General features: G+C 47.2%; 15 protein-coding genes. 8 read left to right on the forward strand and 7 right to left on the reverse strand.

Annotation, left to right across the window (positions count from 1 at the left end; all coding sequences use genetic code 11):
* Nucleotides 1-33 precede the first annotated feature (33 nt).
* The 6 genes from asnS to DC345_RS31630 all read left to right on the forward strand — a co-directional run bounded on the left by asnS (nucleotide 34) and on the right by DC345_RS31630 (nucleotide 4814).
* Nucleotides 34-1329 carry an asparagine--tRNA ligase gene (gene asnS / locus DC345_RS03865; RefSeq protein WP_113051975.1) on the forward strand — a complete coding sequence of 432 codons (1296 nt, stop codon included), beginning with the start codon at nucleotides 34-36 and terminating at the stop codon, nucleotides 1327-1329.
* Nucleotides 1329-2051 (forward strand): DnaD domain-containing protein, encoded by a 723-nt coding sequence (locus tag DC345_RS03870; protein WP_258530547.1) that lies wholly within the window; start codon nucleotides 1329-1331, stop codon nucleotides 2049-2051. The genes asnS and DC345_RS03870 overlap by 1 nt, the downstream gene beginning before the upstream one ends.
* A gap of 286 nt (nucleotides 2052-2337) precedes the next feature.
* Complete coding sequence (locus DC345_RS03875; protein ID WP_258530548.1) at nucleotides 2338-2835, forward strand: RNA polymerase sigma factor; 498 nt, start codon at nucleotides 2338-2340, stop codon at nucleotides 2833-2835.
* A complete protein-coding gene (locus DC345_RS03880; protein ID WP_146752102.1) occupies nucleotides 2825-3277 on the forward strand; it encodes a hypothetical protein in 453 nt (150 codons plus the stop codon). The genes DC345_RS03875 and DC345_RS03880 overlap by 11 nt, the downstream gene beginning before the upstream one ends.
* A 37-nt stretch (nucleotides 3278-3314) precedes the next feature.
* Entirely contained in the window at nucleotides 3315-4610 is a 1296-nt protein-coding gene (locus tag DC345_RS03885; RefSeq protein WP_397333626.1) for a multi-tm2 domain protein, read from the forward strand.
* Between the two features lie 33 nt (nucleotides 4611-4643).
* Nucleotides 4644-4814, forward strand: coding sequence for a hypothetical protein (locus DC345_RS31630; protein ID WP_181586476.1), 171 nt, complete (start codon nucleotides 4644-4646; stop codon nucleotides 4812-4814).
* A 7-nt stretch (nucleotides 4815-4821) separates the two neighbouring features.
* Here the strand turns inward: DC345_RS31630 and DC345_RS03890 are convergent, their stop codons facing one another.
* From DC345_RS03890 to DC345_RS03920, 7 genes are all read right to left on the reverse strand, one after another.
* The gene (locus DC345_RS03890) at nucleotides 4822-5475 is read right to left on the reverse strand and encodes a methylthioribulose 1-phosphate dehydratase (protein ID WP_036607600.1); all 654 of its coding nucleotides are present in this window, start codon (nucleotides 5473-5475) and stop codon (nucleotides 4822-4824) included.
* 2 nt (nucleotides 5476-5477) lie between these two features.
* Nucleotides 5478-6155 (reverse strand): 2-hydroxy-3-keto-5-methylthiopentenyl-1-phosphate phosphatase, encoded by a 678-nt coding sequence (locus DC345_RS03895; protein ID WP_113051980.1) that lies wholly within the window; start codon nucleotides 6153-6155, stop codon nucleotides 5478-5480.
* A complete protein-coding gene (locus DC345_RS03900; protein ID WP_181586477.1) occupies nucleotides 6152-7375 on the reverse strand; it encodes a 2,3-diketo-5-methylthiopentyl-1-phosphate enolase in 1224 nt (407 codons plus the stop codon). The genes DC345_RS03895 and DC345_RS03900 overlap by 4 nt, the downstream gene beginning before the upstream one ends.
* The gene (proC, locus tag DC345_RS03905) at nucleotides 7372-8232 is read right to left on the reverse strand and encodes a pyrroline-5-carboxylate reductase (protein ID WP_113051981.1); all 861 of its coding nucleotides are present in this window, start codon (nucleotides 8230-8232) and stop codon (nucleotides 7372-7374) included. The genes DC345_RS03900 and proC overlap by 4 nt, the downstream gene beginning before the upstream one ends.
* A gap of 35 nt (nucleotides 8233-8267) precedes the next feature.
* Nucleotides 8268-9515, reverse strand: a complete 1248-nt coding sequence (locus DC345_RS03910) for a glutamate-5-semialdehyde dehydrogenase (protein WP_113051982.1) — start codon at nucleotides 9513-9515, stop codon at nucleotides 8268-8270.
* 97 nt (nucleotides 9516-9612) lie between these two features.
* Nucleotides 9613-10716 carry a glutamate 5-kinase gene (gene proB / locus DC345_RS03915; protein WP_113051983.1) on the reverse strand — a complete coding sequence of 368 codons (1104 nt, stop codon included), beginning with the start codon at nucleotides 10714-10716 and terminating at the stop codon, nucleotides 9613-9615.
* Between the two features lie 361 nt (nucleotides 10717-11077).
* Entirely contained in the window at nucleotides 11078-12286 is a 1209-nt protein-coding gene (locus DC345_RS03920) for a pyridoxal phosphate-dependent aminotransferase (RefSeq protein WP_113051984.1), read from the reverse strand.
* Nucleotides 12287-12545: 259 nt separating this feature from the next.
* Here DC345_RS03920 and DC345_RS03925 point away from each other — a divergent pair, with 259 nt between their 5' ends.
* Together DC345_RS03925 and DC345_RS03930 are read left to right on the forward strand one after the other, a co-directional pair.
* Nucleotides 12546-13562: an ABC transporter substrate-binding protein gene (locus DC345_RS03925; RefSeq protein WP_113051985.1), complete on the forward strand. Its 1017-nt coding sequence runs from the start codon at nucleotides 12546-12548 to the stop codon at nucleotides 13560-13562.
* Nucleotides 13563-13764: 202 nt separating this feature from the next.
* The gene (locus DC345_RS03930; RefSeq protein ID WP_113051986.1) at nucleotides 13765-15411 is read left to right on the forward strand and encodes an AraC family transcriptional regulator; all 1647 of its coding nucleotides are present in this window, start codon (nucleotides 13765-13767) and stop codon (nucleotides 15409-15411) included.
* The last annotated feature ends 48 nt before the right edge of the window (nucleotides 15412-15459 follow it).

Below are 15459 nucleotides of genomic sequence, written 5' to 3' on the forward strand. Positions count from 1 at the left end.
TTCAAATTCAGGATTCCAAGGAGAGATATGTGCATGAGTACGGATTGTGTAATTCGTAATGTGAGTGAGCATGTGGGCGAGACGGTTAAGATCGGCGCCTGGATTAACAACAAACGTTCCAGCGGCAAAATTCAATTTTTGCAACTGCGTGATGGAACCGGATATATTCAAGGAGTAGTGGTTAAGAGTGAAGTCAGCGAAGATATCTGGAATGCTGCCAAGAGCTTGACTCAAGAAAGTTCATTGTATGTAACAGGTATTATCCGCGAAGAAACACGTAGTGCGTCGGGTTATGAGATGACGGTTACTGGCGTGGAAATTATCCATCTGACTGAAAACTATCCAATCACTCCGAAAGAGCATGGGGTAGACTTCCTGATGGATCATCGCCATCTGTGGCTGCGTTCGACAAAACAACGTGCGATTATGGTTATTCGTGCGGAAATCATTCGCGCTGTTCAGCAGTTCTTTGATGGTAACGGATTCACACAGGTTGATCCTCCGATTCTTACACCTTCATCTGCTGAAGGAACAACGAACTTATTCCACATCAAATACTTTGATGAAGATGCCTATCTGACACAAAGTGGACAGTTGTATATGGAAGCTGCAGCAATGGCGCTGGGCAAAGTGTACTCCTTCGGTCCTACGTTCCGTGCCGAGAAATCCAAAACACGTCGTCACCTGATCGAGTTCTGGATGATTGAGCCGGAAATGGCGTTTGTGGATCACGAGGAAAGCTTGCGAGTGCAAGAGAAGTTTATTGCTCACGTGGTTCAAACGGTTCTGAAAAACTGCCGTGCTGAACTGGAGTCCATCGGACGTGATGTATCCAAACTAGAAAAAATTGTATCTCCATTCCCACGCATTACGTATGATGAAGCGATTGAATTCCTGAATGGACAAGGCTTCGATATTCCTTGGGGAGAAGACTTTGGTGCTCCACACGAAACGGCGATTGCCGAGAAATACGAAACACCGGTCTTTATTACCCATTATCCGGCTGGAATCAAGGCATTCTACATGAAACCTGATCCAAATCGTCCTGAAGTTGTCCTCTGTGCAGATATGATCGCACCCGAAGGATACGGAGAGATCATTGGTGGTTCCCAGCGTATTGATGATCCGGAACTGATGCAGCAGCGCTTTGATGAGCACCAGTTGTCCGAAGAAGCTTATCAGTGGTATCTGGACTTACGTAAATACGGATCGGTTCCTCACTCCGGCTTCGGTCTGGGATTGGAGCGGACGGTAGCATGGATCTGTGGATTGGATCACGTACGTGAAACAATTGCATTCCCTCGTATGCTCTATCGTCTGTACCCTTAATGCTTAACCGCGAGTCCATGGAAGAAACCGGCTCCAAAGCCTGGTTGAATGGAGCAGCTTACGGTATGGCATCAGGGACAGCGCAGCTCCCATATGCTTTATTGCGCTATTATCACCAGCTGGGGTTAAGTGACGCAGAGGTGCTTCTGTTGATTCAATTGTTTGGATTCCGGCAAGTCGAATTCAATGAGTTCCCAACGCTTGAAGAGCTCGCAGCCCGTATGGGGCTTGCTCCTGAAGGTATCGCCAGAATGCTGCAACGTCTCATGAGAGACGGGTACATTCACATTGACGAGCATCGGGATGAAGAGCGTGACATTCAATATGAACGTTATGATCTGCATGGATTATATGCCAAGCTGGCAGGATGTACTGCAGAGGATATGGCCGTTGCTCGTAAGCAGCAGCTGGATAATAATGCAATGCGCCCCGATTCGAACACTGTTCAAAAAGAAGAGGAAGAACGAAATATGTTCTCTATTTTTGAAAAAGAATTTGGCCGCCCGCTTTCCCCGATGGAATGCGAGACGATATCCAGCTGGCTGGATCAGGATCGCTATCAGGAGGAACTGATTCTCATGGCATTGAAGGAAGCTGTGTTTGCTGGTAAAGTGCATTTTCGGTATATCGACCGAATTCTGCTTGAATGGAGTCGTAACCGCGTGAAGAATGTGCAGGACGCCAAGGCATATACGCAGCGGTTTCGTAACGGTGGACGTTAACACCAATGTTAGACCAGGCAACAACTTCATTCAGAATAAATCAAAAACAGGCCAGAATTTATTCTGTGCCTGTTTTTTTAGATTATAGAGATGTTAAATAAGATATCTTAAGTTCCCGGTGGGACTGACTTTTCAGGCAATGTATAACCTTTTTATAAAAAAAATGAATGAATACGCAGGGGTCAACAAATAAGTTGTCGTCTATTGTAGTGGAGAGGAGGGGAGAGTTATTGATGAAGCGCGCTTAATCGAACAAATCCGTCAAGGCGATACATCCCAGATACGCTTGTTGATCGAAAAGTACAGCCAGCATGTGTACCATGTGGCCTACTCCGTATTGCGGAACGATCAGGATGCACAGGATGCAGCGCAGGAGGCGTTCATTCAGATGGTTAAATCTCTCCCCGATTACCGATCCGAAGGTTTCAAAACGTGGTTAACCCGAATTGCCTTTCACAAAGCAATTGATGCCAAACGCAAGCTGGGCAGACGAAGCGCTGAGGATCTGGGCGGAGAAGAAAAAATAATAAACATGCCCGGTCGTGAAGAAGATGTTCTTGCTCGCCTTGTGCGTGAAGAACGTCAGGAGAAGTTGCGCGAGCGAATCAATCAGCTACCTGCCCAGCACAGGGACATTATTACTGCGTATTACTTAAGCGAGAAAAATTATGAGCAGATTGCCCATGATGCACAGGTGGCCGTAAAAACTGTGGAGTCCCGTCTGTATCGTGCCCGGCAGTGGATTCGAAATCATTGGAAGGAGGATGAGTGGCGTGAGGAATAAAAGGATGTATACCGTCCAGGAATGGACTGATTATATTGAAGGCCGAATGACTGCAGACCAGGCAAGTATGATGGAACAGATGCTTATGGACGTTCCGGAAGCGATGGACAACTATCTCGAGGCACTCGGCATTCATCGGGAGCTGCCACAACTGAAGGACCCGGTAGGCTTCGCCGATTCGGTCATGAATCAAATTACGGAGATGCAATCCTCCAAGCCAAAGCGCAAATCGCGTTCCGGACGAAGACGTCTCTGGCTGGATCACAAAGTGTTTCATTATGCTGTAGCGGCTTGTCTGACGTTAATCTTCCTCTCCTCAGGGCTGTTTGACAAGGTTGCGCCTTATCATAAGTTTCAGGAAGGTGATCACAGGGGGTCATTTACGGAAAAATGGACGGAGGCAGCCACATCATGGCTGGATCACTTCAAGCCTGGACCATAAATTGTTTCGCATTGCCTGAAAAGAAAGGATGACGACTGTGCAATCAGATCGTAACAAATTACTTGCATTTCTATTAAACCTGATTCCGGGTTTGGGTTTTCTCTATTGGAGGCGGCCTACCAGAGCTGTGGTCTATCCATTACTCTTTTTTGGAACAGGCATTGGCTTCGTCATGTTGGCGTTGTTGACTGATGAAAAGGAATTATTGGTTGTAGGGTTCCTGGGAGCCATATTCTTCTGGTGTATAAGCATGCTGGATATGATTATCGTTCTGCTCCGTGCCCCTTCACCACATGATGGTCGATACCATGGATATGGTGCACATTACAGTGGACCGCATCAGGGGGCGGCATATCAGGGAGCATACACTGGTCAGGAAGGTCATCTGGGACAGATGGAGATGGACATGGAGGGAATACATCAGCATCAGGGTGGTGACTATGGTGGCCCCGAAGGGGCTTACGGTCAACCCATGTATCGAAAAGGCAGTGAAAGCGAACGATTTTTTACGATTTTGCTTTCCTTTGTTCCAGGTCTGGGACATCTGCATCTCGGACTGTTACATCGCGGTTTATCATTCCTGATCGCGTTCTTTGGCTCATTTGCCATGATGGTTTTTGTAGCTTCCATTACGAATGAATCCGTATTTCTGATGTTCTTGCTCATTCTGCCTGTCATCTGGGTATACTGCATGTTTGATGCCGTCCAGCATGTGCATCGCAAGCAGGCCGGTGAGGTGTTGCAGGATCGTACGTTGTTCGAGGAGCTGGAGATGGGCAGGGCTTCTGGACGGCGCAGCAAAGTGCTGGCAACCTTGTTATCAGCCTTCCCGGGTGCGGGTCATCTGTATCTGGGACTGCAAAAAAGAGGCATGCAACTCATGTTCCTGTTTCTCGGCAGCATCTACATTCTGGACCTGCTTCATTTATCGGTGTTCCTGTTCATGATTCCGTTAATCTGGTTCTACAGCTTCTTTGACGGACTGCAGTGTTCAAGCCGGTATGGCCGCGAACCGTTGACCGATCAACCTATTTTCAAGGATTGGGCTCGTCACCAGCGCCTGATTGGATTCGGAATTGCTGCATTGGGATTGTACTATCTGTTTATCCGCTTGGTCATTCCACAGCTGAATGAGATGTTCCCGGATGCATTTATGACGTACGAGATTCGTTCGTATGTGAACACCGTCATTGTGTCCTTGCTGCTCATTTTTGGCGGTCTGAAGTTATTGTTCGGCAAGCAGCGCGGGGCGAATACGAATAGTGCGGTTCATCGATCTGATGAGGGAGCAGACAGTCTCTTTTTATTCAAGGATCGGGATGATCGTCTTTAGAGTGAACTGAAGAATATTTACACTAACACTACGATGACAGAGCAACCTTCTAATCGCTGTTATCCCCAGTTTTTTGATTCTCTTTTCAAAAGGGAAAACAAAGAAATTATAGAAAACAGGGACTTCCCCAAACATAAAAACACGCCAAGGCCTATGTATATAAGCCTTGGCGTGTTTTTGGTTGTACAGCTTTGTTTAGAATGAATGATTGCTATTTTGTAGCACCCTTCAGCAGAAGCTGACGATACATTACTTCAAACAGGAACTCGAACGCTTCCAGATGACGTTTCGCTTCAAAAGCATCTTTGCCCCAGGCATAAATACCGTGGTTACGCAGCAAAATTCCTGGTACATTGGCATCAAGTACACCTGGCACCAATTCAGCGATAGATGGAATATCTGCAAAGTTAGGCAGAACCGGTACACGAATCTCCGCATTTTCTTCCCAGATGTTGAAAGCCTTGATCAATTCGATGCCTTGAATTGGTACGTGTCCATCTGCTCCAAAGAATTCACTGATCAGGTTGTTAAATACGGTATGCACATGGAACACGGCACCGCAGCCGGTTAAACGATAGATTTCGCAGTGAATCAACGTTTCAGCGCTCGGTTTCAGGGTTGTGGTCTCAATGGCCTTACCATGTTTGTCCACAAACAGAAAGTCTTCCGGTGTACGGAGAGATTTGTCTTTGCCTGATGCAGTAACTGCAAAATAGAATTGCTCCGGGTCGAAGTCGCCCACACGCATCGACAGGTTGCCACTTGTACCAGGGAACCAATTCCGGCTGGCAAACAGCGCTTTGATATCAGCCAGCTCTTCGAGGACCTGGCGTTTATGTTCCAATGTAATCTTTTCAAAACCCATTTTTACAGCACTCCTTGTGTTTGCTTCTGTTTCATATCTTCCATAATATCGTAGAAGGTTGTGAATGGGACATGATCCACACCCAGCTCTATACACTTATCTGTCAGGATAGAACGGGAGTAGACAAGATCAGCAATTTTGGCACCTTCAAAATCCGTCAGACTGTCTCCAATGAGGATACGATTATATTGTTCTTCCGGGAATGTACGAATAACTGTCGTTTTACACATGCCGCAGCCATTCTCACAAGGAGGCTGACATGGATTAGGCCATTCAATACGTATGAATTCATCTGTGAAATCCGCCCCATTGCAATAAACGTGATTCTGTGGAATATCGAATGGAGCCAGCAAAGGCTCGATAAAAAAGTCCATTCCGCCGCTGGTGACATTGAATTCAATGCCCTCGTTCCGAACGTATGCAAGAAATTCGCTGAACCCTTCTCGGATGCCTGCCTGTCCCAGTACAAATTCCACAATCTCATCTTTCTGCGAAGAAGGCAACAGAGCGAACATTGCTCCCACACCTTCACGAAGCGAAATTCGCTGTTCAATCGTGTCTTTCATAATCGCTTCAATGCCTTCAGGTTTAAAATGTTTCATAATCGCTACGATATTGTCCGAAAGGGTGATCGTGCCATCAAAATCACAGAAAATAACTGTTTTTTTATCACTTCTCATCGTTCGCCACCCCACAGATCCAGTGCACTTTTCAGTTCTGGATGTTCGACTGCATATTCTGCCAGTGGAATGGAACGTTGGGCTGCCTCGATAGCCTGCAAGAATGCCCGTCCGCCTGCCTCAGTGCCCATGGGATGTCCATGAATACCTCCGCCAGCATTAACGATGACATCAGTGCCGAAGTCACGCAGAATAAGCGGTACAAGCCCTGGATGTATACCTGCTGAAGGCACAGGCATGCTGGTTCTGACTGGAAGTTCAGATGACAGCAATTGTTCTGTAATGGCCATATTCTCTTCCTTCGGCATCGTAACCGATCCGTAAGGGGAAGGGAAGAGCACCAGATCCGCTCCAGCAAGTCGCATCAGTTGTCCCAGCAGGACAGATGCTGAGATACCATAGTGTGGTGAAGGATATAGTGCACCTGCAAGCGCAGGGTGAGCCATGATTGGCACATTGATGTCCGGATCACTGCTAAGTTCGTGCAGAACGTCATATCCATAAGACAAGACATTAAACAACAGTGCATTTGCTCCTGCGCCTATGGCACGTTCAGCCTGTTGCTTCAGGCGTGAGGTAGGTCCAGTTAAATTTGCGGCATAAAGAAGTTTCTTACCCGTCTCCTTGCGTGCCTGTTCCGCGGCTTTCATGCAGACCTCGACTCTTTTCTCAATCGGAGTCAGTTTGTTCTCAAACAGAATTTCATCATCTTTAATCAAGTCTACTCCACCAAGAGCTTGGCGAATAAACTGTTCCTTCAGTTCGTCAGCATCCAGTCCAATAACTGATTTAAAGATACTCATTAACAATGGACGATCATGTACACCTAGCAGATCACGAACACCATTCAGTCCAAACTTGGGACCAGGGAATGCGCTAAGAAAGCCATCCGAGAATCCAAGCCGTGTCAGTTTGATACGTCCATCCATTGAGATTTTACCAAAGACCGTCACGAGTAGGGCAGGAATGTCACGGCTGAAATTCACATCCGGATAACCGATGGTAATATCGGCGTAACGCTCACCTGGGGCCATGCCCTCAGCTTCATGCACCTCAACTCTGATGACTTCGCCCAAATGTTTCTGCATCGCCTCACGCTTGGCCTGAGGCAATTCAGTCCAACTGCCAACAGTCATGCCGATAGCAATGGACTCAGCCTTCTTGCGGAAGTCTGCACGATCATCATGCAGACGATATGTGGCTGTGCACATATTATTCATTTTAAATCTCCTTCCAAAGCAGCCCCCATCTCCCGTGAGCGCTCTGCACAGCGGTTGACGGCTGCGATTACATTTTCAAAGAAATCTCCTTCGTCCAGCGTCTTTAGAGCCGCCTGAGTTGCGCCTCCCGGGGAGGTCACATCACTACGGAGTTTCATTGGCTCTAAGCCAGTTTGCTGCACCATGCGTGAAGCACCAAGGACAGTCTGAACAGTCAGATCGCGGGATTGTTGGCTGGACAAGCCGCCACGAATACCTGCGGCAATCATGGCCTCCATCAAATAGTATACATAAGCCGGACCACTTCCGGAAATACCTGTGAGCACTTCGAGTTTATCTTCAGGCACGATGGTCACGATTCCAACAGCTTCGAACATCGTCATGACTGTACTGCGTTGTTCATCCGTAATCTCTTCAGAAAAGGCAAGTCCGGTTGCGCCAAGTCCGATTGTACTGGATGTATTCGGCATGGTGCGGGCGATCGGTTGCTTGCGTCCCAGTAGGGATTGCATCGTACGGATCGATAATCCGGCAATAACTGAAACGATTAATTGATCCGACGACAGGAGAGGCCCAAGTTCACGCAGCGCTGCGGCAGCATCCTTCGGTTTCATGCAGAGTACAATAACTGGAGAAGCAGCGAGATGATCCAGCGATTGTGCAGCAGTTCCGGTATGTACGGCATAACGGGTGCTGAGCTCCTCCTGACGTTTCTGGTTGCTGCGGTTCAGCATCGTAATGTCCTGCGGACGTACGACAAGGCGGGAAATTAATCCGCGCACGATGGCTTCAGCCATCGCACCTGCTCCGTGAAAAGTAATCTTCTGTTGTAATAACGTCTGTTGTTCTTGACTCATATTTATCGTTCCTCCTATATAACTGTAGCTCGATATTATTGCCGGATTTGTCCATTTCCAGTGATACGGTATTTGGTTGACGTTAATGCAGGCAGCCCCATAGGTCCACGAGCATGCAGCTTCTGAGTACTGATCCCTATTTCGGCTCCATAACCGAATTCAAATCCGTCTGTGAAACGTGTGGAAGCATTATGGTATACAGCGGCTGCATCTACATCATGTAAAAAACGTTCTGCATTACTCGTATCCTTGGTGACGATACACTCTGAATGCTTTGTACCATAACGTGCGATATGCTCCATCGCTTCATCCAGGTTCTGAACTACACGAATATTTAAAATATAATCATTGTACTCTGTTGCATAATCTTCTTCCGTCACAGGAAGGGCAGAGGGAACGAGACGGCGGACCGTGTCACACCCCTTCAACTGGACGTTCGCCTCACGGAGTTGTTCAGCCAGTGTCGGGAGATGTTCCTCGGCGTAAACGGCGTGCAGCAACAGGGTTTCCATGGAGTTGCACACGGATGGACGCTGTGCCTTGGCATTAATAGCAATCTCCGCTGCCATGACCGGATCGGCAGATTCATCCACATAAGTATGACAGATTCCTGCGCCGGTTTCGATCACAGGCACTGTTGCATTGGCTACTACATTGCGGATCAGTGAAGCTCCGCCACGTGGGATGATGACATCGAGGAGTCCATTTAACTTAAGCATTTCGTCCACGGAGGAACGGTCTGCATCCTCAACAAGCTGCAATGCATCAGCTGGCATATCTGTTGTTGCCAATGCCTGATGAAGTACCTCCACAATTTTACGATTGGAGGAGAGGGCAGAGGAGCCGCCTCGCAGTAGTACAGCGTTACCTGTTTTGAGGCATAGTCCGGCTGCATCTACTGTAACATTTGGACGTGCCTCGTAGATGATGCCGATTAGACCGATGGGCACTCTCAATTTTTCAACATGCAATCCGTTCGGACGAGTGAAAGTTTCCAGCACTTCGCCTACAGGGTCTTGCAACTCCACGATCTGACGCAGTCCTTCAGCGATACCAGCGATACGTTCCTTATTTAAAGCGAGGCGATCCAGCATCGATTCTGGCGTGCCTTGCTGTCTGCCACGTTCCAGATCGTCAGCGTTTGCTGCAATAATGGAATCCGACTGGGCAATCAATGCGTCCGCCATGACCAGCAGGGCGTTATTTTTTTGTTCTGTGCTCAGTCGATTCAGCTGCGTAACCACGGCTTGGGCCTTGCTCGCTTTTTCCCTGACTTCACTCATCATAAATTCCTCCCATATATATAAGTGGAAACAAAAGATTATTTAATGGCTATCTCATATAAACCTGAGCAGTACACTCGGTAGGATTATAGGTGTTCTATTTTAACGTAATCCACTCGTCCCGATGAATAACCTCAAGTCGATGAATGCTGTTCAACTGCTTCATCACTTCGCCACTTGGCAGTCCTGCGATGAGCCGTAGCTGGTCATCATCATAATTGACGATACCACGACCGAGCAAGGTGTCATCCATTCCCAGCACCTCTACAACATCTCCGGCATGGAAAGTACCCAGCACGCGTTTGACTCCTACAGGCAGGAGACTATGACCACCATGGACCAGTGCTTCTTCGGCACCATTATCCACAACGACGGTACCGAGCGGAGTAGACATGAAACCAAGCCATTGTTTTTTGCGAGAGAGAGCGGCAAGGCGAGTCTCGAAATACGTTCCTTTTCCGGTGCCATCAACCGCTTTTTGCATATCTCCAGGTTCCTTCACACTTCCCACAAAGACAGGTACGCCTCCACGCGTTGCCACTTTGGCTGCATCTACCTTGGATCGCATGCCGCCTGTACCTACGGATGATCCTGAACCGCCAGCATAGGCGTAAATTTCTGCCGTAATTTCAGGGATGCGGTCATAACGAAACGCAGACGGATCCTTTCGTGGATCGGCCGTGTACAGACCGTTGGTATCTGTAAGAATGACCAGATGCTGTGCCTTGACCAGATTCGCTACCAGAGCGGACAGGAGATCGTTATCTCCGAACTTCAATTCATCGACAGATACGGTATCATTCTCGTTAAAGATCGGAATGACGCGCTGTTTGAGCAGTTCTTCCACGGTCATACCCGCGTTGCCCATACGTTTCCGGCTGTGAAAGTCGGTACGAGTGAGCAGAATTTGTGCTGTAGTAACGCGGTGCGCTGCGAAAGCCTGTTGATATGCCTGCATCAGCAAAGCTTGCCCAACAGCCGCGGCGGCTTGTTTTTCATGCAACTGCTTGGGACGCTGAGGGTAACCGATCTCCCGGAATCCGGCAGCTACCGCTCCCGAAGTGACCAGAAGAACCTCGTGGCCCTGTTCGGCCAAGGCAGCAATTTCTCCAGCAAAAAAAGTAATGGCACTCCGATCAAGCCCGCCTTCTTCCGTAGTAAGCGAACTGCTTCCGATCTTAACTACAATACGTGAGGTCATGATTTCACTTCCTTAAACAATATTAATGATTAACCCTGGAGCAGACCGTTGGGTACAAAAAAAACTCCCGCCCTTTTAATTAAAAAGGACGAAAGTTCGTTACTTCCGCGGTACCACCTTTATTGATGATTGAATCATCCGGCTTCATGCCCTGTAACAGAAGGCACTGTCCTGTGCATCACAGGCCGCTCAGGGGTAGGTTTCGGAGAGAAGCCGCGGTAAATTCTTGCAGCCCGATGGAATTTACTCTCTGGGCGCGGCTGATCCTCTCGTACTGGTCCCGTCATCACGTTTCGTTCAATATTTCCTTATAACATACCATGGAAACTTGGCAGATGCAAAGGGGTTATGCACCTGTAAATTACTTGAATAAATTCAACTTGCCAATCCGCTCCGCAGCTTCCCTTAATCGATCTTCATCACTTAGCAGTCCTGCGCGGACATAGCCCTCACCATGTGAACCGAAGCCAATACCAGGTGCTACCGCGACTTTTGCTTCACGTAGTAACACGTCAGCAAATGAAGCAGAAGTAAAGCCTGCAGGTACAGGCAGCCAGCTAAAGAAGGAACCTCCTGGTTTAGGGGCCTGCCAGCCGATGGATGAGAGTGCGTCATAGAAAGCGTTGCGACGTGATTCATAACGTGCAACCAGTGAAGTGACACATTCCTGGGAAGATGTCAGAGCTGCCGCAGCAGCGGCCTGGATGCCCCCGAAGAGGCTCACGTAGATATGATCTTGTAGCAGATTGATTTTGGAAATGATCTCCGCATTGCCCAGAGCAAATCCGACACGCCAACCTGCCATATTGTAGGTTTTGGATAATGTGTAGAACTCAATGCCGACTTCTTTAGCACCTGGTGCCTGCAAAAAGCTCACTGGACGATGTCCATCAAATCCAATTGCACCATACGCGAAGTCACTGGCTACGACGATTTTATTTTGAATGGCGAACTCTACCGTATCTTCATAGAAGGAAAAAGGGGCAGTTGCCGATGTTGGATTGTTAGGGTAGTTCAGGAACATCAGCTTGGCCTTTTCCCGATCTTCGGTAGAGATTGCTTCATAATCAGGCAGAAATGCATTGGACTCCAGTAGTGGCATGAAAGACATGTGCGCTTTCGCCAGTGCCACACCGGACCAATAATCCGGATAACCTGGATCAGGTACGAGACATACGTCGCCAGGATTGAGCAATACCTGGGGCAACTGGACCAAGCCCGTTTTGCCGCCAAATAAAATCGCAACTTCCGTTTCGGGGTCTAGGTCCACGTTGTAATCTTCCTTGTAACGCTGAGCAACGGCCTCCTTCAGGAAAGCATGTCCCCTAAAAGGCGAATATTTGTGATAGAGCGGGTTCTCCGCCGACTCCTGCAATGTTTTGACAATGTGGGCTGGTGTAGGTTTATCCGGGTTACCCTGACCTAGGTTAATCACATCGTGACCATTTGCGATTTCGCGGTTTACATTTTGAACTAGGGTAGCAAAAAATTGTGTTGGAAGTTGTGTCATTACATCGGATGTAGGTATGGTAAAGGCTGAACCACCCGATGTTTTAGGCTGATTAGTCATGCTATACATCACTCCGGTTATTAAAGATGGCAATATAGTACTCATTAATTTATCACGTCAATCCCGAGCTGTATAGGGGGAGAACACTTCATGAACACTTGGGTGGAGCCAATATTGAGTTTTTGTACAAAACTGAAATGAGATATTTTGTTTTGTCCATTGAGATTAGGGGAAATCCTGTTTTATGATAATACTCGATAATGATAATCAATATCATTCATAAACAGGAACGAAGCACTTATTAGGGGGAGAAATAGAAATGAAAAAGGGTTTACGAAATACGGCAGTATTATTGACAGTTACATGGTTGTCCATTCTTTTGCTGGCTTGTGGAAATCAGACTTCAACTCCATCTGCCGGAACAGATGATTCCAAAACGGTTAATGAAACACAGACAAACGGAGATGAGTCCAATCAGGAACAGACGGCATCCGCGGATAACAATGAGGGTGAAACCCGGATGTTCAAGGACTGGACAGGCCATGATGTAGAGGTTCCGGTTACGCCGAAGCGTGTAATTTATCATGGTGAAGTTACAGGTGATCTGCTAGCGCTGGGCGTTGTACCAGTAGGTATTCTTCGTCAAGATGGAACTGTATATGATGATCAGGTAGCCCAAGCGGAAGATGTAGGTTTCCCATTGAGCGTTGAAAAGGCGCTTACCCTGAATCCTGATCTGATCATTTTCTCGAATAGCGATGAGGCACAATATGCTCAAATCTCGAAGGTCACACCCACGGTTACCTTTGATTCATTTGCCTCATTGGACGATCGCATGCGAACTCTTGGTGATCTATTGAACAAAAAGCCAGAAGCGGAAGCTTGGATCACGGCCCATCATAAAGCAACGGAAGAGATGTGGAAGCAGCTTCATGAGAATGGACTGAAAGAAGGGGAAACGACTTCGGTATTCACCATGTATCCCGGTAATCGCTTGTTTGTAATGGCCGGAGCAGGACTGCCACAGTTGTTATATGGTGCCGATGGGATGAAGCCAACCGCGGAAATTCAGAAAATATTAGATGAAGGAATGGGCTTTGCAGAGATTTCTACTGAAAAGCTGCCTGAAATAGCGGGTGATCGCGTATTTATACTGGACCCAGTAACGGATGATGCGAAGCAGTCTACCAAAGAATTGTTGGATAGCCCGATTTGGAAGAACCTGCCCGCTGTAAAAGAAGGAAAAGTGTATCGCTTTGACCTGATCAAGGCTTCAAGTGATGCAACTTCAAGAGAATGGCTTTTGAAAGAGTTGCCGAAACAAATGATTCAATAATTGTTTATCGATTGATACATCATAATATTGTATTGGATTAAGAACGAAAATGCCGACTAAAAAAGAGCCTTCAACATTTCGTTGAAAGTTCTTTTTTGTGCTGATTACAGCGAGATCTGGATTAATGACAAAAGCTCGCTTATAATCAGTTCATACAGATAGAATGATAATCATTCTCATTTTAAAAACGAGGTGAACCATCATGCAGGCTTTGAATGGCGATGCGGGGGGGTTATATTTTTCAGCATTCATGTTTCGACTGGATCATCTGGAACAACGAATTGAACAACCAGAACAGGTGATGCTGGAAGTGGCATGCGATAAACATACATTTTTGATCTGTGAAGAAGGGGAAGGTCGAATATATATAGGGCATGAACAGTTTCCCTTTACCACCGGATGTGTTTACCCGCTTTCTCCAGGCGAGGGATATCAGATTGAACATGGAAATCGATTGGAATTGAAATATATGGTGATATCATTTGATGTTATTCATGTGTTGACGGGAGATCCCGAGCAGTATACACGTCCTGTATTCGAACACAGAAATCAATTGAACGGTTATCCTTATGCCCAGTTGAGTGGGCTGTTGGAGCAATTGTATGCCATTCGGGATTATCAAACAGATGCCGAATACAGCCATTTGAATGCACAGTTTCAGAGATGGATGGAGATGGTCATCACCCGGTACACTTCACCAAAAACGGAGCAGAGTATGGAATCCAGACTACACAGTACAATTCAATATGTAGAAGACCATTACGCTGAGGAAATCACAGTAACGAAACTGGCCCGTCTTGCAGATATCCGACCAGTGCAATATACAAACTTGTTTAGACAATTAACAGGCCACAGGCCGCTTGATTATGTGAACCATGTACGAATTAAACATGCTAAGGATTGGCTGCGTAAATCCGATGAACCGCTTCGGGATATAGCAACCCGGGTCGGCTTTAAGGATGAGTATTATTTTAGCAGGCGTTTTCGTCAAATGACCGGATTATCGCCTCGTCAATATGACCGATCTATTCAGCAACAAACACTGGTTCAGGATTGGTTGGGTCATGATGTGAATATTCCGGCACAGCCCGAGCGAATTATGTTTTATGGTGATTTCGGCGGAGATTTGCAAGTGCTGGGCATTGGTTTATTAGGAGATCAGTCATATGATGCAGTTGCCCCGGTTAATGTGGAAGAGGCAGTCCGGATGAGACCAGACCTGATCATTTTCGACAGTACTAACAAACAGCAATATGAGCAATTTTCCAGAATTGCACCCACACTGGCATACAACTCTCACGCAACGCTGGAAGATCGGATTTGCAGGGTGGGAAACTGGTTTGGCAAGCAATCAGAGGCTGAACAATGGCTCTCCTCCTATCAGGAACGTATGGAAGAGATGTGGATGAAGATTCATGCCTCAATTGAACCGGGGGAAACGGCTTCTGTATTCACGTATCATCGGGGAGCACGATTATTTGTTATGGGCAATATTGGTCTGACCTCGCTCTTGTATCATCCGATGGGGTTCAGGCCCGTTGCGAAAGTGAAGGAGGCGCTTGTCGCGGGCAGAGCGTATAAGGAAATTTCGTCAGAAGCGATTCGTCAGTATGCCGGTGACCATATATTTATCTTGCTTCCTGAAGAGGTGATTGCACGACAGGCGACAGAGAAGTTGATGCAGGGTCCTAGCTGGCGAGCACTTCCAGCCGTGCAGAAGGAGCAGGTGTACGTAGTGGAGGAAACAACATGGAATGTAGGCGATGCAATGACGAGCAACCGATTGTTAACATTGCTGCCCGAGTTATTATGCAGGAGTTCAGAACGAAAACAGGTTGCAGATGTTTGAATGATCAAGCTATGATTACAGGTATTACGGTTCAGAGGAGTGCTTGTC

This window comes from Paenibacillus taichungensis, from assembly GCF_003287275.1.
Lineage (GTDB): Bacteria > Bacillota > Bacilli > Paenibacillales > Paenibacillaceae > Paenibacillus > Paenibacillus taichungensis_A.

Coding starts and splice junctions, on each gene's coding strand:
- DC345_RS03890 (WP_036607600.1), bottom strand. CDS start 5,475: ATGGGTTTTGAAAAGATTACATTGGAACATAAACGCCAGGTCCTCGAA.
- DC345_RS03870 (WP_258530547.1), top strand. CDS start 1,329: ATGCTTAACCGCGAGTCCATGGAAGAAACCGGCTCCAAAGCCTGGTTG.
- DC345_RS03895 (WP_113051980.1), bottom strand. CDS start 6,155: ATGAGAAGTGATAAAAAAACAGTTATTTTCTGTGATTTTGATGGCACG.
- DC345_RS03900 (WP_181586477.1), bottom strand. CDS start 7,375: ATGAATAATATGTGCACAGCCACATATCGTCTGCATGATGATCGTGCA.
- proC (WP_113051981.1), bottom strand. CDS start 8,232: ATGAGTCAAGAACAACAGACGTTATTACAACAGAAGATTACTTTTCAC.
- proB (WP_113051983.1), bottom strand. CDS start 10,716: ATGACCTCACGTATTGTAGTTAAGATCGGAAGCAGTTCGCTTACTACG.
- DC345_RS03925 (WP_113051985.1), top strand. CDS start 12,546: ATGAAAAAGGGTTTACGAAATACGGCAGTATTATTGACAGTTACATGG.
- DC345_RS03930 (WP_113051986.1), top strand. CDS start 13,765: ATGCAGGCTTTGAATGGCGATGCGGGGGGGTTATATTTTTCAGCATTC.
- DC345_RS03920 (WP_113051984.1), bottom strand. CDS start 12,286: ATGACTAATCAGCCTAAAACATCGGGTGGTTCAGCCTTTACCATACCT.
- DC345_RS31630 (WP_181586476.1), top strand. CDS start 4,644: ATGACAGAGCAACCTTCTAATCGCTGTTATCCCCAGTTTTTTGATTCT.
- asnS (WP_113051975.1), top strand. CDS start 34: ATGAGTACGGATTGTGTAATTCGTAATGTGAGTGAGCATGTGGGCGAG.
- DC345_RS03910 (WP_113051982.1), bottom strand. CDS start 9,515: ATGAGTGAAGTCAGGGAAAAAGCGAGCAAGGCCCAAGCCGTGGTTACG.